Genomic DNA, 21,603 nt, shown 5'->3' on the forward strand with positions numbered 1-21,603 from the left:
TTATAAACTTTCTGCACTCGCTGGATGAAAGTCTTCTTCAATCCGCACGGTGATGTGCTTCATCATTCTTCTTCGTGAGTATGACAAGGCAACCTCATCGTTGTGAAAATCTGTGACCATCGGTGGGCGTTCAGAAAAAAGCGTATGCTCATCGAAAAACCAGGGCTTCCCCACGCCTACTTCCGCTATGCTGCGCGCCTCTATGACCACCGCGAGCATGGCATAAACGCCCGATCGGATAAGGTTATATGCGCGATGATAACCATCGCGCAGAAACCAGCGCCCGCGATAATGAGCCACTTCAAAAAACGGACTGCCTCCGTGCAGGCGTAATGGATTCGCGGCTCCTGCATCAACGCAAAGCCGCAGGTCGGGGTTCCAGGAACGCAGCACGATCTGCTGCACATCCTCTGCGGTCTTTGTCTGCCGTACATCGACTTCAATGTTTCGCGTTCTGTCGAAAGCCAGTTGGAGAAGTCCATCCCAATCGTCCTGCTTGATCGGCTCTGCCGTCGTCCCTCCATATTCGATGATGATTCTCCGTTGAAAGGCGAGAAGCTTCCGCAGGTCAACGACGCCGATGTCCCATTGCAGACCCCGGTATTCATGGAGAAGGTCGTGGCGTTGCAGCAAGGGAAGCGCGCGAGGACGCAGGCTGTGTGTCAGTTCAGAGAGGATCGCGCTGTCTTCAACAAAGGCCGCTCGCCGCGCTACGCACTGCCGGGCCCGCCGGCTATGTTCATCGAGGTTCGGGGCATCGCGCGCTACATCGTCGAAGCCCCATGCTGCCAGTTCACGGATGTTGACGTCCGGCCGATTCAAGCTGCCCCCTCTGCCGCAGTATAAGTAAAGAAGGTGGCGTAGCCTATCTGTCGTGCCTGTGCCTCTTCGAAGGACGTACCGATGAGATGCTGCAAAGCGATGCGTAATACTCCTGCATGCGTAACAACGGCCACTGTGTCTTCAACATGCGCATGGATGTGATCGAGGGCAGAGCAGACCCGCGACCGGAAAAGATCGTAGCCCTCACCTCCCGGTGCGGCTTCAACAGGGAAGCGCTGCAGCCATTGCCGTGACTGTGCGGGAAATTGCTTCTCCAGTTGGCCCCAGGTCAGGCCCTCCCAGTGGCCGAAGTGGATCTCACGGAGGTCTCTCTCATAAGTCAAAGAAGACCGGCAATATTCTGCAAGGGCAGTAGCGGTCTGTCGCGCACGCAGCAGGTCGCTACTTATGATGGCTTCAATCTGCTCATTAGCCAGCGATTGTTGTAGCGTGGAAATCTGCTGCAAACCACGCGCATTCACCGGCGGATCCGAGTGACCGCAGAACGTTCCTGCCATGTCGGTTTCAGCATGACGAATAAGGATAAGCCGCTTCATCTGTGCCACACGCCGCAAAGGTAAACTGCAATTTCTGAGAGTTGAATCGTTGCGCCATAGCAATCGCCGGTGATGCCTCCAATCTTCTTCGCATAAACCAGGCCGCTAATGACAGTTGTGACGATGACTGCGACCACCGGTTCGAGGGCATATTGGCGGAGCAGATAGAGTACGGCGACAGAAGCGATGAGGGATCCGGTAAACAGGGTTCCGGCGGAGGTTTTCCCGGCTACCCGCGCGCCTTGCCCCTCTGCCTGCGCTGGGCGCAAAACAGCGCTGAGCGGAAGAACTGTCCAGCGGCTCAGTGCCGAGGCGCAGACCGCATAAGCGGTGAAGCGTTCAGGCGGTAGCGATGCGAGCAGTATCCACCGTGCTCCAATTGAGAAGAATAGCGCCGCGGCGCCATAGGTTCCGATTCGGCTATCGCGCATGATTGCGAGCCGCTTCTCAAGGGTGCTTCCTCCAAGTAGTCCATCAGCCGTGTCGGCCAGGCCGTCCTCGTGAAGGCATCCTGTAATGGCGACCAGAAAAAGAAGGACCAGCAACGCCGCCATTGCATTTCCAAGATGATGTAACAGCCATGGATACAGAACGGCTGCGCAGCACCCGATGGTCAGGCCCACAAAAGGGAAGAACTTGAGGGCTCCTGCCAGCGTATTCGGGGTGTACGCAATTGCTGGTAGCGGGACGCGAGTGAGGAACTGAAATGCTGCGATCAGCTCTGTCCACCATTCCAGAATACGCTGGGGGAAAGTCACGCCCCCGCTCCGCTGACGCCGGCCGAAGCAAAGGTCGCCATCTCGCAATAAAGCGCAACGGCCGATTCAATCACCGGCATTGCCAAAACGGCGCCCGTGCCTTCACCTAAACGCATGTCGAGTTGCAGAAGTGGCTTAAGGCCCAGATATTCCAATAGAAAACGATGGCCCGGTTCCTGAGACTGGTGCCCGGCGAAGAGATAGTCTCTTATCGAAGGCACAAGTGAGAACACGATGGCGGCAGCGGCGGTCGAGATAAAACCGTCGATAATGACTGGCGTGCCATGCCGTGCAGCTCCTAGGATCATTCCTGCAATCGCTGCAATCTCAAGTCCGCCCGCAGATTGCAACAACGCAAGAGCGTTCTTGTTGCCATTCTCCACTTCAAAGTTGTCGACCACCTGTTGCACGACAGACTGTTTTCTCGTGAAGATGTTGTCGTCCACGCCGGTGCCACGGCCTGTGACTTCGGCAGCGGTCCGGTGAGTGAGGACAGCGGTAATTGCGCTCGCCGCCGTTGTATTTCCGATGCCCATTTCTCCCACCGCCAGTAGCGCATTGCCTCCCAGGGACGCTGCTTCGGCGAGCCCCACTCCAGCCTGGAGCGCCTGCTCGCATTCTGCATCGCTCATCGCAGCTTCCCGCAGCATGTTACGAGACCCGTGGCGTACCTTGCGATGCAGTAGCCCACTGCAGTCGCTCAGGTCAGCGTTGACGCCCGCATCCACCACATGCACATCAGCGCCGTGCAGGCGGGCGAGTACATTGATCGCAGCGCCCCCCGCAAGAAAGTTACGGACCATTTGCGCGGTCACTTCGCTGGGATAAGCGCTTACTCCCGCGCCTGCCACGCCATGATCGGCTGCAAAGACGTACACCGACTTATGAAAAGCGGGGTCCATGCGGCCTTTGCGTATCGCAAAGATCCTGGCCGCGATCTGCTCGAGTTGACCGAGACTGCCAACCGGTTTGGTGAGATTGTCGATGTGGAGCTGTGCGATCGAGATGAGGCTTGGATCCACGGGGGCGATGGCTTCTGCAACCTCTGCGATGAGTTGCGAACTTTTCAACATCGACTGATCTCCTGAAAAGCATGGCGCCTATCGAAATACGTTCGAGAGACGCCATTGTGAGTGTTTATTTTCTGCTCCACGACTCGCCACCGAATGTAAATCTCATGCCGGCACGCAGTGTGAGCGGAAGCGCTGGATAGCCAAAGGACTCGCTGTAATGCTCACTGAGCAGATTCTGCAGGTTCGCATACATGGTGATGTGGTGCGTGAGTGCGTAATCTCCGTTCAGGTCGAGGCGCTGATATGCTCCGTCAAGATTGCGGTTTGGAAGCAACAAGGTGTTGCCGAATTCTGCGTCCGTAAGGAAGTCGCTGTCGTCGCGCCTGCCGACAAGCGTGCCGCTGAGCGATGCATTCCATTTGCTCTGCGCATAGTTGAGGGCGAAGTATCCGGTATGCGGTGCCACGCGAAACTGTCTCGCACCGATCAGTGGCGAAAATGCGCCGATGGCAATGCCAGGGAAGTCTGGATTCTCGGTCGGCGCAGTCTCGCTTGAGAAGGAACGTTGTACGACGGAGTCCGTGTAGGTGTATCCGCCGCGCGCAAACAGGTGACTATTGAGCCTGTACTCAATTTCCGTCTCGAAGCCGAGCGTGCGGAAGGCCTGAGAGTTTACAGCCGCACCAAACTGTGCAGCCGGATCAGAGCCACCTGGAATGCCCATGGCGATCAGTGCAGCTTGCGGGACGAACTCTACGCCATTCGTGAACTCGTTATGAAAGTAGCTCAGATTGATACGTGCGCGGCCATTCCACAACTGCTGTTCAACGCCGCCGTCATATGTGCGGGATGTCTCGGGCCCGATGGGCTGTACGCCATACTGCGCGATCAACTGCTGGCCGCCTGGTTCTGCCGCTAGCATGTCGTAGAGCGAGATGCTCTGGTAGTAGATACTCGGTTCCTTGATGCCTTTGCCGAAGCTGAAGTGCAGCTTGGTGCCGCTGAGCAGGTGATTGCCAGACGGACGTGCGAGATAGTACGCAAGCGAGGCGCGCGGCGTGGCTGCGAAGCCAAAGAGACCGTTATCCTCGAGACCGCTGCCGAGTGTGTAATAGAGGCGGTTCCAGAAGTCTCCCGCGAGCTGAATCGTGTAGCTATAGTTTCCGCGTTCGATGGAAGTTGCCGGGAGCCCCGAATCCTGTGTAGTCCCGCGCTCGTCTTCGTACTTAAATGCTCCCAGTGCTACCAGGTGCGGATTGACCTGGTAGTCGGTCTGTGCGTACACGAAGTCGCGCTTGCTGGGGGCAACGTAAAAGTTTGGATAGCTCGAGCCGTAGCTTGCTCCGTACTGGAAGATAGCCTGGCCGCTGACGGTATATCCATTGGCGCCAGTGATGGTGACCGGTGCACCCAGGTAGACATCGAGGTCAGGATCGTAGATACCGGTTGCGGCGTAGTCATTGTAGAGATAGTGCAGGCGCAGGCCGCCGTAGCGAATCTGGTTATGCCAGCGATCGGTCGCGTGATTGTCCCACGATGCGCTGTAGTAAGTGTCGTTCTCCTGCACACCGGCAGAGTCGGGAATACCGTAAAGCAGATAAGCGTTGGGTTGAGACGACGCTTCGTTCAGGTGCCGCGTTGTGAAACGGAAATCATTTCTCGCGTTCGGATCCCATCCGAAGTTTCCCGCATAAGTGCCGTTGTGAAAGCCTGCATCGGGAATACTGTTCTGCGTATTCATGCGGCCATAGGCAGAGTAGTAGTCGAAGTTCCTATACGTCCCGCCGATGCTTCCTTCCTGCCGGTATGTCGTGAAGTTTCCACCATCGGCTGCATAGGTGAAAAGTGGAAGCGGTGTGGTGCCACGCGCTGTTGTCAGATTGATCACGCCGGCGAGTGCGTCGGATCCATAGAGTGCGCTGTTCGGTTCGCGCAGCACTTCAATGCGGTCGATGCCAACAGAATCGATATTGGCGAACTCGACGGCTCCGCCGATATCGTTGGCCGGTACACCATCGATCAGCACCTTGTTGGCGTTGGTGTTTCCGCCTCGAATCGAAAGACCGCTGGTGCCGCCCATCTGGCCCGTCTGCGTCACTTGTACACCGGGCACCAGGCGCAGAGGATCCTGTACCTCGGGCTGATACTTGTAGTCCGGTTGCGTGAGCACGGTAACGCTGGCGCCAACCTGCGCCGTCGGTGTCGGGCGTCCTGTCGCGGTTACAGTCACTTCCTGCGTGAGTGTTTTTGTAGCCATCACTACGTCGACGGTTGCTCCGGAGCCAGATGTTGCAAAGAACGAGTTGCTCACCGTCGACTCAAAGGTCGGTGCGGTAACGCGAACAGTGTATCGCTCTCCTGCGGGTGCATTAAAGCTGTAGTGCCCGTTGCTGTCTGTCTGGGCCGTTGCGATGATGACGTGGCCGCCAAGCAGTTCGATCCTGGCTCCGGCGACAACTGCTCCAAGAGGATCGGTTACAGTGCCGCGGATGGCGGCGCTGTCTGCGGCATGAAGAACGCTGGCAGCAAGTAGAAAGAAAAGAACGGCGGCGTGTTTGGATGCGCGCGTGATCGTACGAAGAAACAACATATCCCCCTCGGGTCGTGCAGCAGAGCCGGTCTCCTGACTTGCACTTCATCGCATTGCGGCTGCCTTCCCAGGTTCTTGCCCAGTGGCTTTGGTCATCCCTGCCGCGTGCTCGGTGCTTACAGTTACGGGGTAGTGGCGGATTTGCACCGCCTTCCCATGCTTCTGCTTGTTGAAGTAAATGTTGAAGGTTGATTGCTCAACCCAGGATCAGTGAAGCCTCTCGTATGCTGTTCACGAATCGCTCTGCGACTTCCGGGTGGCTACCGAAATGCAGATGAACGTAGCTGGCGAGTACTCCCTGGAAGAGAAATCCCTCGTTTTCGCGTCCGCCCGAGAGCGAATACTCCAGGCCGAATGCATTATCAAGGTTGTCTCGTTTCGAGATACGAGAGTAGTGAAAGCTGTGTCCGCGCAGCGATGTCCCTGCGGGTGCGATGTGACAATCCTTTGTGACTGTAACGGTGACGTATCCAAAGCTGACCAGGCGGTCTGTCATCTCAAAGTGCAAGGGAAGAACGTTGGCCATGGGGTGGTTTTCACCGTCGCCTGTCGTGAAGGATGTGCCGAGATAGATCATGCCGCCGCACTCCGCATAAACCGGACGACCAGCCTGGGCAAAGCCGCGTATCGAAGCCAGCATTGATAGGTTCGCGCCGAGTTGTGCAGCGTATAGCTCTGGATAACCCCCGCCAAGATAAAGGGCGTCGAGATTCCCAGGCAGTGTTGAGTCGTTGAGTGGGCTGAATTCGACGATGTCGCCGCCGTGCTCGCGCAGCAGATCGAGGTTGTCCTCGTAGTAAAAGCTGAAAGCGCGGTCCCGCGCCACTCCTATTCGCACTCGCGATTTCGTCGCGAGCATCGATGGCTGCGCTGCAGGAGCCTGTTCGCACTCCCACTTCAAATCGAGAATTGCGTCGATTTCGAGGTGCCGCTCTGCCATCGATGCGAGCGCTACTGCGTCCGGGAAAGATTCGTCTGCAGTATGCAGTCCGAGGTGCCTCTCAGGGATGCTAATCTCCGCTGCTCGCGGCATCCATCCCAGGATCGGAGTACGGCATCTGGACGTGATGGCATCGCGCAGCAAAGCGAAGTGGCGGTCGTTTGCAAGCCTATTCAGTACAACGCCGGCCAGTTGAAGATGGGGGTCGAAGAGCTCAAAGCCCAGCAGGGTCGCTGCGAGGCTGCGTGCGCTCTTTGACCCATCGAGTATCAGGATCACCGGCAGGCCAAGCAGCTTTGCGATCTCCGCACTGCTGCCTGTTTCCGATGCGCCGTCCTTTCCATCGAACAGCCCCATCATGCCTTCGACAACGAGGGCATCTGCTCCTGCGCTGGCACGGCGCGCACATGCGCGATTTGCTTCGGCGCTCATCATCCAGGTGTCGAGATTGCGGGCGGGGCGCCCGCTTACGCGCGTGTGGTGCGTGGTATCAAGAAAATCTGGGCCGCCTTTCATTGCCTGAACAACCAGACCCCGCTTACGCAAAGCCGCGAGGATTGCAAGCGTAACCGTGGTCTTGCCCACGCCGCTTGCAGAACCAGCTACGAGAAAGCCCATCATGGCGCCATCTCGTTTCTGCCTTTCAACACGAGCGGTAGACCGGCGACAAAGTAGAGAGCATTATCAGCGACTGCGGCTACTCTTTGATTTAGCTCACCCAGCAGGTCGCGATAGCGGCGTCCAAGCGCATAGCTGGGCACTACACCACTGCCCACTTCATTCGAGACGAGTACAACATCGCAACGTGCAGCCAGCAGCGCATCGCAGAGCTGTGCCGAACGCGCTGCGATGGCCTCGTGGTCCTCGGCATGATGTTCCAGTAGCGTGGCTGCGAAGATGGTGAGGCAATCGACCACGATGCAATCGCAGGAGGTATCGTGCGCTGCGATGGCGTTCGCAATCTCCAGCGGTTCTTCTATTGTGTGCCAGTGGGAAGGCCGGTCGTCGCGATGCTTCTGAATCTTCGCCTGCATCTCGTCATCGAACGCCGTTGCCGTTGCGATAAAGACGACGCGCTTGGCCCGTTCTGCAAGCTCTTGCGCATAGCGGCTCTTGCCGCTGCGTACACCGCCCAGCACAAGCGTCACCGTATTCTCGCGATTTGTAGTCAAAACATCACTCCGCGCATGGCTCAGGCTCGGCGCAAAGCGGGATTTCTGAATTGAGGCGCGTTCCTGCCGGAGCAATTGCGGCACTGAATGCTCTCCAGCTCTCCCATCGAAGCCGGATCAAGCCCTGATTGGCATCTGGCCGGTCTCCTGACTTACGCTTCGTCGAATCGGAAAGGCCTTCCCAGGAGAACATCCCAGTGGCCGCTGCTATGTTTCCGATTCTCAGCGCTTACAGTTACGGGGTAGTGACGGATTTGCACCGTCTTCCCGAACACCAGATTTTTCTACGATATCCCGCTACGTGCAGCAGCGTCAATCGCGCTTTGTCACGTCTTTGTCACTCTTCAGGACACGCGCTCACGCACCAGCCAGACCATGTATGGGCCGCCGATCAGAGCGAGCGTGACACCCGCCGGAATCTCGTTCGGTGCAACGATCACCCTGCCAATTGCGTCGCAGACCGCCACCAGCGTTCCCCCCAATAAGAAAGAGCAGGGCATCAGCACGCGATGATCCGAGCTGAAGCGAGCACGCAGCATGTGCGGCACAATCAGCTCGACAAACGCAATCGGCCCGGTCAGCGCAATGGTTGCAGCGGTGAGCACCGAACCGAGGATGTATCCGATCAGCATCAGTGGTTGCACGCGCACGCCGCGTGTCGCAGCCCAATGCTCATCGACGGACAAGAGATTCCAGTCCTTGGCCTGGACGATCACCAGCAGGGAAGCGATGCAAACAGTGATAAGGAAAATACAGAGCGACCGGTAGCTCGTCGCATCGATACTGCCAATCAGCCAGCGGGAAATGGAGAAGGAGCGCGAAACCCCAGCCATGCTGTGCAACAACAGGATGACCGACGAGCACATGCTGTTGATGGCGACGCCGGTCAGCAGCAGTCCAAATGCCGTGATGCGCCGCTGAGGCGCGGCGGCCGTCATCACCAGTACCAACACCGCTAGCGAGCCGGCGAGAGCGCCGACCCATACTGCTGGAATTCCGCCAATCGTCGCGACGCCGAGGCAGATCGTGATGACAGCGCCGAGGCTTGCTCCGGTAGAAACGCCGAGCGTGTAAGGAGTCGCGAGCGCATCGCGCAACAATGCCTGAAAAAGCGTTCCACCCAGCGAGAGCGCCCCGCCCGCGAACAGAGCGAGGAGAGTACGCGTGACCCGCAGCTGCCAGAAGATGTATGCGTCGGAGTTGTCCCGATGCAGCACCGATCGCGGGCTGATCACTCCCGGTCCGACCCATGGCAAAAGAACTGCCGCGGAGAGAAAGATCAGGATGCATGTCGAAACGAGCCGTCGGACGGCGCGGCCAGAGATAGGCGTCATTGATACCACACCCATGGCCGCCCATGCGGCGTGGTTCCCAACTCCAACTGGCGTGAGAAGACCTGCAGCCATTCCTGCGACCCGCGTGCTTCATCCACGGAAAGATCGAAAACCAGCCGCTGGCCGGAGAGTACCAACAGGCGCGAGCAGTAACTTAATGCGAGATTGATGTCATGCGTGACCGCGATGCACGCCTTGCCGCTTGCGGCCTCGTCGCGCAACAGGGCAAAGCAGCGCAACTGCTGGTCGATGTCGAGATAGATCGACGGTTCGTCGAACAGGAAGAGGTCCGCGTGCTGTACCAGGCAAGCGGCCAGCAGCACCCGCTGCCGTTCGCCGCCGCTGAGTGTGTGCACGCGACGGTTACGAAACTCCCAGCTTTGCGTGCGCTCCATTGCAGCGTGCGCGAGAGCGTGGTCCTCGGGTGAATCGAACCACGACTCCCGATGCGGATAGCGGCCCATCAGAACAACCTGTTCCGCCGAATAGCCGAGATCTGGCCGCACCGCCTGCGGCATGTGAGCCACCCGCTGAGAGAGTGCGTTGCGTGGCCATTCATCGAGCTCGCGGCCATCCAGTAGCACTTCTCCGGAGTCGGGTTTACGCAGGCCGGCGACGATATCCATCAGCGTAGTCTTGCCCGCGCCATTACAGCCGAGGAGAGCGATGAATTCTCCGGCGTTTGCAATGAAGCTCACGTCATCGAGGACTGGCTTATGAGCATGACGCAGGGAAACGTTCTTTACTTCAAGCAGGTTGCTCATTGCGGCGGCCGCCCATACAGCATTGCAAAAAGCATTGCCGCGGCATCGGTTGCACGCGGCCCCGGAGTGACGAAGGCCTTCGACGAGGAGCTGAAGACATGTCCCTGCTGTGCTGCACGCAGGCCGGGAACGGTACGCCACAATGCGAGGTTCGCTGCCGATACCTTTGTGCCGTCTTCTTCGCTCTGGCCCATGTCGCCAAGGTCGAGTATCACGTCGGGATTTTCACGAAGAACCGTCTCGATGCTGATATGCGGATAGGCCGCCGCAGTGGTGCCGGCGATGACGTTGCGGCCTCCAGCTGCGGTTACGAGCGAGTCGAGATATTCATCCCGCCCTACCACGATCAGGTTCGAGAGAGTGCCCGGCGTGCGTCCGATCACGATCAGGATCGAAGGGGATTTGTACCGGGTGGCCTGCTCGTGAATTTGTGACAGCCGCTGCTGCATTTTCGAGATCAGTGCATTGGCGCGGTCTTCGGTGCCGGTAGCTTTTCCTACTTCGCGAATCTCATCAAATGGGTTTTCAGGGCCGCCGTGATACACCACCGCGTAGCGAATATGCAGGGCAGCGAGGCGGTCTTCCAGTTGGTTGGGAAGTTTGTGGACAAGCACCATGTCGGGATGCAGCCGCGCAATGATCTCCGGATCAGGGTCCATGTATGCGCCTACACGCGGAAGCTTCTTAACCTCGGGCGGATACTCGCAGTACCGGGACACGCCGACGACATGCGGTCCAAGTCCCAGGGCAAAGAGGGTTTCCGTAATGCTGGGCGCTGTCGAGATGATTCGTTGCGGCTCAGTTGCCGAGGCGCAGAGCACGCACCACAGAGCCATCAGTAGTGCAGCCGCGATTCTGATCGAAGATTTACGAGGGGTGAAATGGCGAATCCGGCGCCACGCAGGACCGGAGAATTTCGGTTTCATTGCATACTTCCTGTTCGCGCAGAAGTCTTCGCTACCTGTCTTGGGTAGGTCTCCTGGCTCGGAGGTTGCAGCATCGCTGCGGACCGTTTTGCCTTCCCCGGTTCAGGCCGAGTGGCATCTTAAAACGGCTATTCCTCGCTTACAGTGGCGGAACCGCGCCGGCATCGCACCGGTCTTCCCTTTTATGCCCAACGGGCACCAAAGACAGTTCGGTTATACCACACGGGCCGTGCACGCCGCTGCGTACATCGAGCGGGAGCGGCGGCCGTTACGTCATTCAAACAGGCGCTGGCCGCCGCGGCTTCTACAATGGTTCAAAGGATATTCGGCGAACTATGCATTTCGTGCCTGGCCGCATTGCGCGGCTGATTCTGTTACTGCCCACCCTGCTTCTTCCGGCGGCGCATCTGCGCGCGGTTACCGTCCATGGAACCGTGACCGACTCGGTAGGCCGGCCTATTTCCGGCGCGACCGTGGCCCTGGTGCAGAACGGGAAGATTCTAATCAATGCCATCTCCCGCTACGACGGCACTTTTCAGCTCACCAGTGGAGCGACCGGGCAGTTTTACGTCGTCGCCGGCGGTAACACCTTTCGTCAGCTTTCGACCGAGTCGTTTTACGGCGCGGCGCTGGATTCGATCGCGAAGAACATCGTGCTCGAGCCGGATTTCGTTCGCCAGTCGATCGTAGTTACCGACACCGGCACGCCGCGTCCGGATGCGGAGGCGAGCGCATCGGTTTCCGTGATTCCATGGAATACCTTCAGCAACGCCGGCGATGTTGTCAGCGCTCTGCGGCTTGTGCCTGGAATGAACGTCGTGCAGCAGGGGCAGCGGGGCGCATTAACCTCGATCTTTATTCGTGGCGGCAACTCCGATTCGAACAGGGTCCTTCTTGACGGCGTTCCGATCGAAGATATCGGCGGACGCTTCGATGCATCCAGCATCTCGAGCACCGGCATTTCGCAGATCGAAGCCTACCGTGGTCCCAACAGCGTGTTGTGGGGTTCGGACGCAGCTGCCGGAGTGATCAACTTTTCTACCCCGCGTGGCAGTACGCCATTCCCGACCTTCATCTACGAGGGCGACCTCGGCAACTTCGGCACCTACCGCAATGCGGCCCAGCTCGGAGGCACCCGCGGCAAACTCGACTACTATGGAGCCTTCGCCGATCTTCAAACGAAGAACTCAATTCCGTTGGACGAATATCACAACATCACTTCGGTCGCGAATATCGGGTATGCCCTCACCAGTGCTACCGGTATCCGCGTGACTGCTCACAATGCGGACAATGCGACCGGCCTCCCCGGCGCGTATCAGTTCACCGGAATCGCCAACGATGGCAAGCAGTCGGATCAGGACTTCCTGATGGCCGGGACGATTGACCATACCTTCAGCGAATTCTGGCACGCGCAGGTGCGGTATGGCATGGCGCGCAAAAGGGAAGAGTCGATACAGTGGAGCCCAACCGGCAATCTGATCGACGGCAACTACTTCGGATATATCAATACCATCCGCGGGGCCAACGGATACGAAGCCACCGGGCAGGCCCTCATGAACTACGGCGGCACTTATCCTTCCACGCTCGATCTCGTTTCTAACCGTGACAACCTCTACGCGCAGACCGACTATCGCTTCACTCCGCATGTGCAACTGGTGCTCGGTTTCCGCTACGAAGATGAGCGCGGCGCAGAGAAGGAGTACGCCTACGACCTGAACGAAACCCTCGAACGCACGAACTATGACTACATGGGGGCGATCAACGGAGACTGGCGGCAGCGCCTCTTCTACTCCGTGGGCGGAGGCATCGAGAAGAATCAGCTCTATGGCACAAAGACCTCTCCTCGCGTAGGCGGATCCTACTACATCATCCGTCCAGGCCGCGGCATCGCACACGGCACACGCCTTACCTTCAATTTTGCGAAGGGAGTAAAAGAGCCGACCATCGATGACCAGTTCGGTTCGCTCTACCAGTTCCTGCTGCAGTACGGCGGCGGTGCGGCTATCAACCAATACAACGTGCGTCCCATCGGAGCAGAAGAGTCACGCAGCTATGACGGCGGTGTCGAGCAAAGCTTCTTCACGGAGCGCGTGACGCTGCGTGCCACCTACTTCCATAATGAGTTCAGCAACCAGGTTGAGTACGTTCCGGCATCACTCATACCTGAACTCCTGCCGAATCTCTCCGTTGAGCAACAGCAGAACCTCCAGGCATTTCTCAATGGCGAGAGTGCTTATGAACTCACATTGAATTCTCTTGCCTTCAAGGCATGGGGAGTTGAGACACAGCTCGACTACGGGATCACCAAGAATATCGCTCTGCGGCTCGGCTATACCTTTTTGCAGTCGCAGGTGCAGCGGTCGTTTTCATCCGATGCTGTCGGTCCCAGCTATAACCCGGCATATCCCGGCATCGCCATCGGCAATGTTTCTCCGCTGGTAGGAGCGCGGCCGTTTCGCAGGCCTCCAAATACGGGCTCGGCATCGATTGCCTACACGCCAGGCCGTTTTACGGTGGTTGGCATGCTTTCAGCCGCCAGCCGGAGCGACGATTCCACGTACCTCGGCGGAGCCGACCTTAACTTCGGAAACTCGCTGCTTCTGCCGAACCGTGATCTGGACCACGCCTATGCAAAGCTCGACGTCACGGCAACACTGCCGCTTACCACGTGGCTGGGCGTTTATGGCCAGTTCGACAATGTACTCAGTAACCAGCACATTGCTCCTATCGGCTACAGCTCGCTACCGGCGAATGCGCGCCTCGGGTTGCGCTTTACCTGGGGACACCTGAGCAAGACGCAGTAATGACGAAGCCCCCTCGCAGCAGGGGGCTTCGCACCGATTCTAGTGGCCGAAAAGGCTGCCGATGTTGGAAACAAAGCGGTTTCCCGCAATACCAAAAGGACCCAACGCAAGCAGGTACAGCAGCGTCGCGGCATAAGCCGGGGCGGCGGTCCAGCCTGTCAGCACTGACTGCGAATCGTTCTTCTGCGGCATCGAGCGATAGACCAGCAGGAGGAACAACGAGATGTTGATGCACAACGCCGAAACCCAGCGCATCACATCGTGCCCTAACACTGTGAGCGCCAGCGGGCAGGCGAATAGAAGCATCACCAGCAGGCGATGGCCTGCTGAATACCCGCGAGCTGCAAAGGTCTTGTTGAGCAGCCGCTTCAGGATGAAGAAGTAGGGAATACAGATCACCAGCGTCAGCAGGATCGACCCCACTACCTTCGCCGAATACAGGTGGCGGACGAACTCAAGCTGCTGCTTCAGCGTGAAGTGCAGCACGAGGAACACAGTGCCTTCGATCGGCATGTCTGTCCGCTGCTGCGCCTCGGCAATCCATTGTCCGGGTGTTCCCGGCAAAGCTCCGAAATGTACGATGGCGGCAAAGCAGAGAATAACTACCGCCAGGTGCGTCGCGACCCAGCCCGCCTTCAACTGCCGGCTGTGCATCAGATCCAGCGCCAGCACCAGGATCAGGGGGTAGAACATCAGCGCGAAGCCCTCATGCGTCAGCAAGCCGACAACGCTGAAAACCGTTGCCATTGCAAGACCAGGCAGTGCTGGCAACCGCATGAGAGCCAGGGCCCCGAGTAGCAGCGCGATGTAGAGAAAGCTGTCCAGTTCGCCGTCCATGTAGGCCATGTGCGGCAGAAAGGCAGGTGCTGCCAGCAGAAAGGCAGCGAAGCGCCGCTCGGGGATGCTGCCGAAGAGAATCTTTCGGAAAGCCAGCGCCGTCAACACGCAGATGACCGCGAACAGGGCGACTTCGAGCCGATGTACCGTGCGTTCGGAAAGGTAAGCTACCCGCGAGAAGGCTTCCCCGACAAGCGCACGCCGCATGAAACCGTGCCGGTAGTTCGCAAACCAGTGCGAGGGGCCGTAGGTACGGGTTGTCGAAGATGCGCCGAGATAGGCAATGCCGGCGATAAAAGGCAAAGCGCTGTAGCCGAGGGCCGCATAGTTTCGGCCGCCGGCTATCTTGGATTCGGAGAAAGGTGCTTTTTTTTCAGTAACTTCCGTGGCACTGGCCTGGGACAACAAGTTAAACGACTCCTGCCGAAATCTAGCATGCGAATCCGGCAACAGTGCATAACACTTAAGTACCAATCATTAAATGTTCACAGCTGTTCCGTTATAGGACAGTTAGCCCTTGCGCGCCCGGCGGTTCTTCGCCCAACCCGGTTTTGTCACCTGCCGGGATCGACCCAGGGCGAGAGCGTCCTCAGGCACATCCTCGGTGATTGCAGAACCGGCGGCGATGTAGGCGCCGTTGCCGACCGCGATCGGAGCCACCAGGGTCGAATCGCTGCCTACGAACACACCGTCACCGATGAGTGTCCGGTGCTTGTTCACGCCGTCGTAGTTGCAGGTGATGGTGCCCGCTCCGATGTTGGTGCCGCTGCCGATTTCGGCGTCGCCCAGGTAGGTGAGGTGGTTCGCCTTCGAGCCCGCACCCAGCTTTACCTTCTTCGTCTCGACAAAGTTGCCGACGTGCGCGCCTTCGCCGATCTGGCTCTCGGGACGGATGTGCGAAAAAGGCCCGATCAGGGCGCCGGAGTCGATGGTTGAGTCCGTAATCACGCAACCCTGCCGTATCAGCACGTGATTGGCGACAGTGGTGTTCTCGATGACAGAGTAGGAGCGGATCCGGCAGTCCTCGCCTATCGTTGTGTTTCCGAGCAGCTGCACGAAAGGTTCGATCACCGTGTCTGCCCCGACCTTCACGCCGGTGTCGATCACCGTAGTCTCAGGCCGTAACACGGTCACGCCCTGGGACATCAGCGCACGCGCCGTGTCCATGCGTTTTTCGCGGTCCAGCTCCATCATCTCCGCGATGGTGTTGGCTCCCAGAACTTCGACCGCATGGGCAGCCTTCAACGCTACGACCCGCTCGCCTGCTTCCACCAGCAGCTCCGCCATGTCGGTCAGGTAGTATTCGCCGTGCGCGTTGTCGGTCTTGAGCGCGCTGATGTGCGCAAAGAGTTTCTCCGCCCTAAAAGCGTAAATGCCGGAGTTGATCTCGCGCTCTTTTTCGGCCTGTTCGTGAGTCAGAGCCTTCTGCTCGACGATGGCCTTTACTTCCGGCTTGCCAGGCTTCCTGCGAATCACTCGGCCGTATCCCGATGGGTCTTCGGGCTCCGCCGTCAGAATCGTCATCGCTGCCTGCTGTTCGATATGGAAATCGCGCAATGCCGCAATCGTCTCCGGCTTGAGCAATGGTACGTCTCCCGAGAGCACGAGCAGCTCATCGTAGTCTCGTACCGAGGCTTCCACCGTCTGGATCGCGTGGCCCGTTCCGCGCTGCTCCTCCTGCGTCACAAAGTGAACGCCGGTAGTCTTTACCGCCGTTTCCACCTGCGCCGCCTGATGCCCGACGACTACGTAGATATCCCGCGGAGCCACGATCTGGCTCGCGCTTTCGATCACGTGAGCCAGCAGCGGCTTTCCGCCGATCTCGTGCAGAACCTTTGCCCGCTTCGATTTCAACCGCGTGCCCTTGCCCGCGGCCATGATCACAATTGCCAGACGCATGCCTTATCCGTTCGTCGAATTGTTCTAATTACCGGGCGCGCCTGGGCCTTCCATCTGCTGGCGCATTCCCGGAGGCATCGGTATCGATATATCGATAGGATGCGCCGGGCCGAGGTTCAGTTCGGTCAACGAGCCGCCGTACTGCGCTTCGTTGCCCACCACCAGAACGGCAAACTTCGAAGGGTCAATATATTTCTGCGCAACCCGTTGCAGGTCAGCCAGTGTTACCGCTTCGATGCCTGCACGGTACTTGGTCAGGAAGTCAGCCGGATAGCCGTAGAACTCGAGCGTCGCCGCCTGGGTCAGCACCTTCGACTTGCTGTCGTAGCGGAAGATGAAGGAGTTCAACAGCTGGTCCTTCGCGCCCCGCAATTCGGCGTCGGTAAAGGGCTCAGTCTTGAGCTTGCCGATCTCATCCAGCATCGCTTTTGTGGCCTGCAGCGTCGACTCGCTCTTGGTCGAAGCAGCCGTGTAGAAAAGGCCGGGGTGATCGTACGACGCACCGTAACCGCCGCTTACCGAATAAGCGAGTCCCTGCTTCGTACGCACATCCTGGAAGAGGCGCGAACCGAAGCCGCCGGAGAAGATCTCGTTCATCACCACGAGAGCATAGTAGTCGGGATTGCGCCGCTCTGTGCCGAGCCCAACGATCCACACATTGCTCTGGTTTACATCGCTCTTGTTGACCGAGTAGACGCCTGACTTAGGTCCCGGGAAGTCGCCCGATGGCTTCGGCCAGGCAGTGCCGCGCGGCATGGCCTCGAAGGCCCCGCGCAATTTCTTTTCCATGTCGGCGGAATTGAAGTCGCCTTCAACCGTTACGATCATGTTGTTCGGAACAAGCGTCTTGTCGTGCCATGCCTTGAGGTCGGCAAGCGAAATGCCCATCACCGTGGCAACTTCTGTCTGCCGCGCGTAAGGGCTGTCAGCACCGTAGACCAGCTTCTGGGCCTCGCGGCTTGCGATATCCGCAGCGTCGTCATTGCGGCGAACGATACCGGCAACGGCTTGCTGCTTCGCGAGCTGCAGCTTCTCTTCGCTGAATGCCGGATGCTCCAGTACGTCCACCGCAATTCCGAAGACCTGGTCTTCATCCTTGGTCAGGCACGACCAGGAGACAGCCGTGGAGTCGACATCGCCAGCCGTCTCGACCTTCGCAGCCTTCGACTCGAGCAGGTCATCGAGCTTGTCGCCGTTGTTGGTTGCGGTGCCGCTGGTGCGCCACGTGTCCGCGTAAAGATCGATCAGCCCGGCCTTTGCCGCGGGAATGTCGCGTGAACCGCCACGAAGCTCAATGGAGCCATTGATGAACGGCAACTCGTGATCTTCCTCGAGCAGGATGACCACCCCGTTCTTCAATTCAATCCGCTTCGGCTGCTGTGGGGTGAAGGCATGGAGCTCGGGAATCGGAATCTGCCGCCACGGCTCAGCCTGTTGCGCTTGCTTTGTGTCCGGAGGAACTACGGTCGTGGTCGGCTGCTGCTGGGCCACGGCAGTGAAGCCGGCAAGAAAGAGCACTGCGAGAGAGACTTTACGCGTTGTAATCACTGCTTGTCTCCCTTCGCCTGCTGCGGTGCACTGAATTCGACCATTGCGTAGGTCCGATTGGTGTCCACGAATACCTTGTTTGCCACGCGCTGCACGTCCGCCTTCGTAACCGCATCGATCTTATGCAACTGGTTGAAGAGCTCCCGCCAGTCGCCGTATCGCAACTGATAGATGGCCAGCTGCTGCGCCAGTCCGACATTGTCGCCTAGACCGCGCAGCAGTTCGGCGCGCGCGCGGGTTTTGAACATGGCCAGCTCATCGTCCGTGATGCCGCCGGTCTTGAGCTTGTCGATCTCTTTATGGATGGCCGTCCGCATCTCTTCAGGCGTGTGCCCCTGGTTGGGTACCGCGAAGAAGGCGAAGAGCCCCGGATACTTGTCGCCGGGAAAACCACTGAAGCCCTCGGCTTCGGCGGAAATCTGCTGATCGCGAACCAGCGAACGATAGAGCCGCGAAGTGCGCCCGTTCGAGAAGATATCCTGAATGGCGTCGTACACCGCATCATCAGGGTCGCGGTAATCGGGGCGATGATAGCCCTCAAGGTACAGAGGCTGCGTCGGTTCCTTGATCACCACCGAGCGCTCAGCCGTCTGCGGAGGCTCAATCGTCGGGATTTCAGGTGGTTTAGGGCCGGCGGGAATCGCGCCGAAATATTTCTCGAGCATCGGCAGCTGGTCGCCAGTTTTCACGTCGCCGACGACCGCAACGACGATGTTCGACGGCACGTAATAGATCTTATGAAAGGCCTCGGCCTCGGTTGCAGTAATCTGGCCGAGTTCGCTCGCCCATCCAACATTGGGGCGGTGGTAGGGGTGCGCGACATACGCTGCCGCCAGGAACTGCTCAACCATGCGTCCGATGGGACTCGAGTCCACGCGCATGCGGCGCTCTTCCATCACCACGTCGCGTTCCTTATAAAACTCGCGGGGAACAGGATTCGCAATGCGGTCGCTTTCCATGTATGCCCAGAGCTGCAGGCGGTTCGAGGGCATGCTCCAGAAATACTGCGTATCGTCGAGGCTGGTCTGCGCGTTCAGTCCCGAAGCGCCATTGGCTTCCGCGATCTCGGTAAACTCGTTCGGAATCACGTACTGCTGCGCTTCTTTCTGAGCGGCGAGAAAGGCGTCGTGCAACTGCTTCAGCTTCTGCGGGTCGCGTCCAACGCGCTTGCGAAACTCGTCGTCATAGGCGGCATATGCAACCTCCACCTTATCGAGTGCGACCTTCTCGGCGGCATAGTTCGTTGTGCCGATATCCTTGGTGCCTTTAAAGGCCAGGTGCTCGAACATGTGCGCGATGCCGGACTCGCCACCCGGGTCGTTCGCATCGCCCGCGTCCACGACTGTGTAGTAGGAAAAGACCGGAGCCTCAGGCCGCTCCATGATTACGAGCGTCAGGCCATTCGGCAGCACCTTCACCGTAACGCGCTTCTCGAAACTCGCAAGGTCCTGCGCCCGAGCCGAAAGGCCGAGCGTCACGCAGCAGAGCAGCGCGAGCGAACGCGCGGCAGAAGACAATTTCATGAAACCTCTGCAATCAGCAAAATAGCTTTGCAACAACACACAGTTTGACGCTAACCGCAGGGATTCGGAGTGTCAACAGAACAGGAATCAGGAACCAGGGGTTAGGGATTAACGTTCGTGGGGCTGAAGCCCCACGCTACCGACCTAATTCCTAACCCCTAATTTCTAAACCCTGCCCCATCACATCTCCCGCCGTCCCTCAAGCGCACGCGTCATCGTGACTTCATCGGCATACTCGATATCGCTGCCCGCAGGCACGCCGGTGGCAATGCGGCTGATGCGCGCGCCGCCGGAGCGCAGCATGTCGGCCAGGTAATGCGCTGTGGCCTCGCCTTCGACAGTGGGAGAGGTCGCAAGGATCACCTCGTCGATATCGCCGCGTGTCACGCGGTCCAGAAGGGTGGACGTTCGCAGATGCTCGGGCCCCACTCCGTGCAGCGGGGAAAGCGTGCCGTGCAGGACGTGGTAGACGCCGTTGTAGCCGCGTGTCTTTTCGACGGTCGCGATGTTCGTCGGCTCCTCGACCACGCACACCAGCCTCTGGTTGCGTGTGGGACTGGCGCAGTAAAGGCAGGGATCGACGTCGGTAATGTTGTTGCAGATGGAGCAGAGCTGCAGCCGCGCCTTCACCTCGCGCACCGCGCTGGCCAAGGCTTCGGCATCCTCAGGATTCGACCGGAGGATGTGAAAGGCCAGCCTTTGCGCGCTCTTCGTGCCGATGCCCGGCAGCTTGCGCAGCTCCTCGATCAGCCGCGCCATCGGTTCTGCAAATCGTGACAAGTGGGGACCCCAGGAATCTTAGAGCGTGTTGTAGACGAGCGTGACAAACACATCCGGCTGGATCATGCCCTTGGCCCAAGTCGCATCAAGATCGCTCGTCGGCTTGGCGGAGACTACCTGCTGCAGGGACTGGCCGCCGATCTTCAGCTTCTCCACGCGATTGGCCACGGTTGCCAGCATGTCGCGGTAGCGTTGCAGCGCCGCTTTGTCGCCCAGGTCACCGTGTCCCGGAACGATCTTCGTGCGATCGTCCGCGATCGACAGCACCTGGTCGACACCGCGAATCATGCCGTTGATCGTACCGCCGGTGCTGTCGTCGATCACCGGATACATCGCGTTGAACCACAGGTCGCCGGTGTGAACCACGTTGGCGTTGACGAAATGAATGAAGATGTCAGAATCCGTGTGAGCGTCCGGGGTATGAACCAGGTCAAGCTCGTCGTTGTTGTAGAAAAGCTGCTCGCGGTCGCCAAAGGTCTGTTGCGGCAGCGCACTGGTCGGCGAAGCAGGGAAGTCGAGGTTGGTGACGCGGATGTGCTGCGGCGCGGAAAGGCGCACCCGGGTATTCTGCTGCGCCACGATGAAAGCACCGGCATCGTGCATGGCGGCGTTGCCGCTGGTGTGGTCAAAGTGCCAGTGCGTGTTAATGAGCAGCTTCAGGGGCTTCGAGCTGAACTTGGCGAGAGCCGCCTTCACCATGTCCGCGGCCGTCGCTACGCTGGAGTCGATAAGGAGCAGGCCATCCGGCCCACGCTGCACCACCATGTTGCCGCCCACGCCCTGCAGCAGGTAGACGGTGTCCGTCAACTTGGTGCTCTTCACGGGAGTATTCGGGCCGGCCGCCATCAGCTGCTGATAGATGTTCGGAGGTGCGGGAGTCGCGGGCGGAGCTGCCTGTTCCAGGGCCCACGACACTCGCGGCAGGAAGGTAGCAGAGGTGGCAGCTATGGCCGAAGTCTTCAGGAACGCCCGTCGTGTGCTCATCGAGGTCAACGTATTAGAGTAAACCTTCCGGCAGATTCATTCCGCCCAGCATGCCCTGCATGTTCGACTTGAGCAGATCCTCGGCCCTCCGGCCGGCCTCGTTCAGGGCGGCGGTGATGAGGTCTTCCAGCATCTCCACATCCGCCTGCGAGCCGCTGCTCAGGGCAGAAACAGCCGCCGGATCGATCGTCACCTTCAGAACGTCCTTTTTGCCATTCATCTTTACCGTTACAACGCCGCCACCGGAGCTCGCCTCGATCACCGTCTGGCTAAGCTTTTGCTGCATCTGTTCCTGCATCTGCTTGGCCTGTCCGAGCATTTCCTGCAACTTGAAAGGGTTCATTCCGTCATC

Annotated in this window: 18 protein-coding genes and 3 riboswitches; of the genes, 1 reads left to right on the forward strand and 17 read right to left on the reverse strand. The window is 58.8% G+C overall.

From position 1 onward, the window contains the following. From LJD29_RS17980 to LJD29_RS18025, 10 genes are all read right to left on the reverse strand, one after another. The gene (locus LJD29_RS17980) at positions 1-822 is read right to left on the reverse strand and encodes a hypothetical protein (RefSeq protein WP_446742947.1); all 822 of its coding nucleotides are present in this window, start codon (positions 820-822) and stop codon (positions 1-3) included. After that, positions 819-1,379: a histidine phosphatase family protein gene (locus tag LJD29_RS17985; protein WP_446742948.1), complete on the reverse strand. Its 561-nt coding sequence runs from the start codon at positions 1,377-1,379 to the stop codon at positions 819-821. The genes LJD29_RS17980 and LJD29_RS17985 overlap by 4 nt, the downstream gene beginning before the upstream one ends. Further along, a complete protein-coding gene (gene cobS / locus LJD29_RS17990; protein ID WP_446742949.1) occupies positions 1,376-2,137 on the reverse strand; it encodes an adenosylcobinamide-GDP ribazoletransferase in 762 nt (253 codons plus the stop codon). Before cobS ends, LJD29_RS17985 begins: the two co-directional genes overlap by 4 nt. Then, entirely contained in the window at positions 2,134-3,210 is a 1,077-nt protein-coding gene (gene cobT / locus LJD29_RS17995; RefSeq protein WP_446742950.1) for a nicotinate-nucleotide--dimethylbenzimidazole phosphoribosyltransferase, read from the reverse strand. Before cobT ends, cobS begins: the two co-directional genes overlap by 4 nt. Before the next feature lie 64 nt (positions 3,211-3,274). Next, entirely contained in the window at positions 3,275-5,740 is a 2,466-nt protein-coding gene (locus LJD29_RS18000; RefSeq protein WP_446742951.1) for a TonB-dependent receptor, read from the reverse strand. 6 nt (positions 5,741-5,746) lie between these two features. Further along, a riboswitch (cobalamin riboswitch) is annotated at positions 5,747-5,955 on the reverse strand. Next, positions 5,937-7,301, reverse strand: a complete 1,365-nt coding sequence (locus tag LJD29_RS18005; protein WP_446742952.1) for a cobyrinic acid a,c-diamide synthase CobB — start codon at positions 7,299-7,301, stop codon at positions 5,937-5,939. (Overlaps the previous riboswitch by 19 nt.) Then, complete coding sequence (cobU, locus tag LJD29_RS18010) at positions 7,298-7,852, reverse strand: bifunctional adenosylcobinamide kinase/adenosylcobinamide-phosphate guanylyltransferase (protein ID WP_446742953.1); 555 nt, start codon at positions 7,850-7,852, stop codon at positions 7,298-7,300. The genes LJD29_RS18005 and cobU overlap by 4 nt, the downstream gene beginning before the upstream one ends. 120 nt (positions 7,853-7,972) lie before the next feature. Further along, a riboswitch (cobalamin riboswitch) is annotated at positions 7,973-8,146 on the reverse strand. A gap of 50 nt (positions 8,147-8,196) precedes the next feature. After that, positions 8,197-9,186 carry a FecCD family ABC transporter permease gene (locus LJD29_RS18015; protein WP_446742954.1) on the reverse strand — a complete coding sequence of 330 codons (990 nt, stop codon included), beginning with the start codon at positions 9,184-9,186 and terminating at the stop codon, positions 8,197-8,199. Beyond that, positions 9,183-9,950, reverse strand: a complete 768-nt coding sequence (locus tag LJD29_RS18020; RefSeq protein ID WP_446742955.1) for an ABC transporter ATP-binding protein — start codon at positions 9,948-9,950, stop codon at positions 9,183-9,185. The genes LJD29_RS18015 and LJD29_RS18020 overlap by 4 nt, the downstream gene beginning before the upstream one ends. Further along, entirely contained in the window at positions 9,947-10,876 is a 930-nt protein-coding gene (locus LJD29_RS18025; protein ID WP_446742956.1) for an ABC transporter substrate-binding protein, read from the reverse strand. The genes LJD29_RS18020 and LJD29_RS18025 overlap by 4 nt, the downstream gene beginning before the upstream one ends. A 26-nt stretch (positions 10,877-10,902) precedes the next feature. After that, positions 10,903-11,094: riboswitch (cobalamin riboswitch) on the reverse strand. Between the two features lie 117 nt (positions 11,095-11,211). Here LJD29_RS18025 and LJD29_RS18030 point away from each other — a divergent pair. Continuing rightward, the gene (locus LJD29_RS18030) at positions 11,212-13,680 is read left to right on the forward strand and encodes a TonB-dependent receptor (protein ID WP_446742957.1); all 2,469 of its coding nucleotides are present in this window, start codon (positions 11,212-11,214) and stop codon (positions 13,678-13,680) included. Positions 13,681-13,719: 39 nt separating this feature from the next. Here LJD29_RS18030 and LJD29_RS18035 read toward each other — a convergent pair whose 3' ends face one another. From LJD29_RS18035 to LJD29_RS18065, 7 genes are all read right to left on the reverse strand, one after another. Next, on the reverse strand, positions 13,720-14,922 hold the full coding sequence (locus LJD29_RS18035; protein ID WP_446742958.1) for a hypothetical protein: 1,203 nt from the start codon (positions 14,920-14,922) through the stop codon (positions 13,720-13,722). Between the two features lie 105 nt (positions 14,923-15,027). Then, entirely contained in the window at positions 15,028-16,416 is a 1,389-nt protein-coding gene (glmU, locus tag LJD29_RS18040) for a bifunctional UDP-N-acetylglucosamine diphosphorylase/glucosamine-1-phosphate N-acetyltransferase GlmU (protein ID WP_446742959.1), read from the reverse strand. Between the two features lie 24 nt (positions 16,417-16,440). Beyond that, a complete protein-coding gene (locus LJD29_RS18045) occupies positions 16,441-17,964 on the reverse strand; it encodes a M16 family metallopeptidase (RefSeq protein ID WP_446742960.1) in 1,524 nt (507 codons plus the stop codon). After that, positions 17,961-19,487: a M16 family metallopeptidase gene (locus LJD29_RS18050; protein WP_446742961.1), complete on the reverse strand. Its 1,527-nt coding sequence runs from the start codon at positions 19,485-19,487 to the stop codon at positions 17,961-17,963. The genes LJD29_RS18045 and LJD29_RS18050 overlap by 4 nt, the downstream gene beginning before the upstream one ends. A gap of 180 nt (positions 19,488-19,667) precedes the next feature. Further along, a complete protein-coding gene (gene recR / locus LJD29_RS18055) occupies positions 19,668-20,246 on the reverse strand; it encodes a recombination mediator RecR (RefSeq protein ID WP_446742962.1) in 579 nt (192 codons plus the stop codon). A gap of 39 nt (positions 20,247-20,285) precedes the next feature. Then, complete coding sequence (locus LJD29_RS18060; protein ID WP_446742963.1) at positions 20,286-21,251, reverse strand: MBL fold metallo-hydrolase; 966 nt, start codon at positions 21,249-21,251, stop codon at positions 20,286-20,288. 13 nt (positions 21,252-21,264) lie between these two features. Continuing rightward, positions 21,265-21,594 carry a YbaB/EbfC family nucleoid-associated protein gene (locus LJD29_RS18065; protein ID WP_446742964.1) on the reverse strand — a complete coding sequence of 110 codons (330 nt, stop codon included), beginning with the start codon at positions 21,592-21,594 and terminating at the stop codon, positions 21,265-21,267. Positions 21,595-21,603 lie beyond the last annotated feature (9 nt).

This window comes from Silvibacterium acidisoli, assembly GCA_022870745.1.
In the GTDB taxonomy this organism is placed as follows: Bacteria; Acidobacteriota; Terriglobia; order Terriglobales; family Acidobacteriaceae; genus Silvibacterium.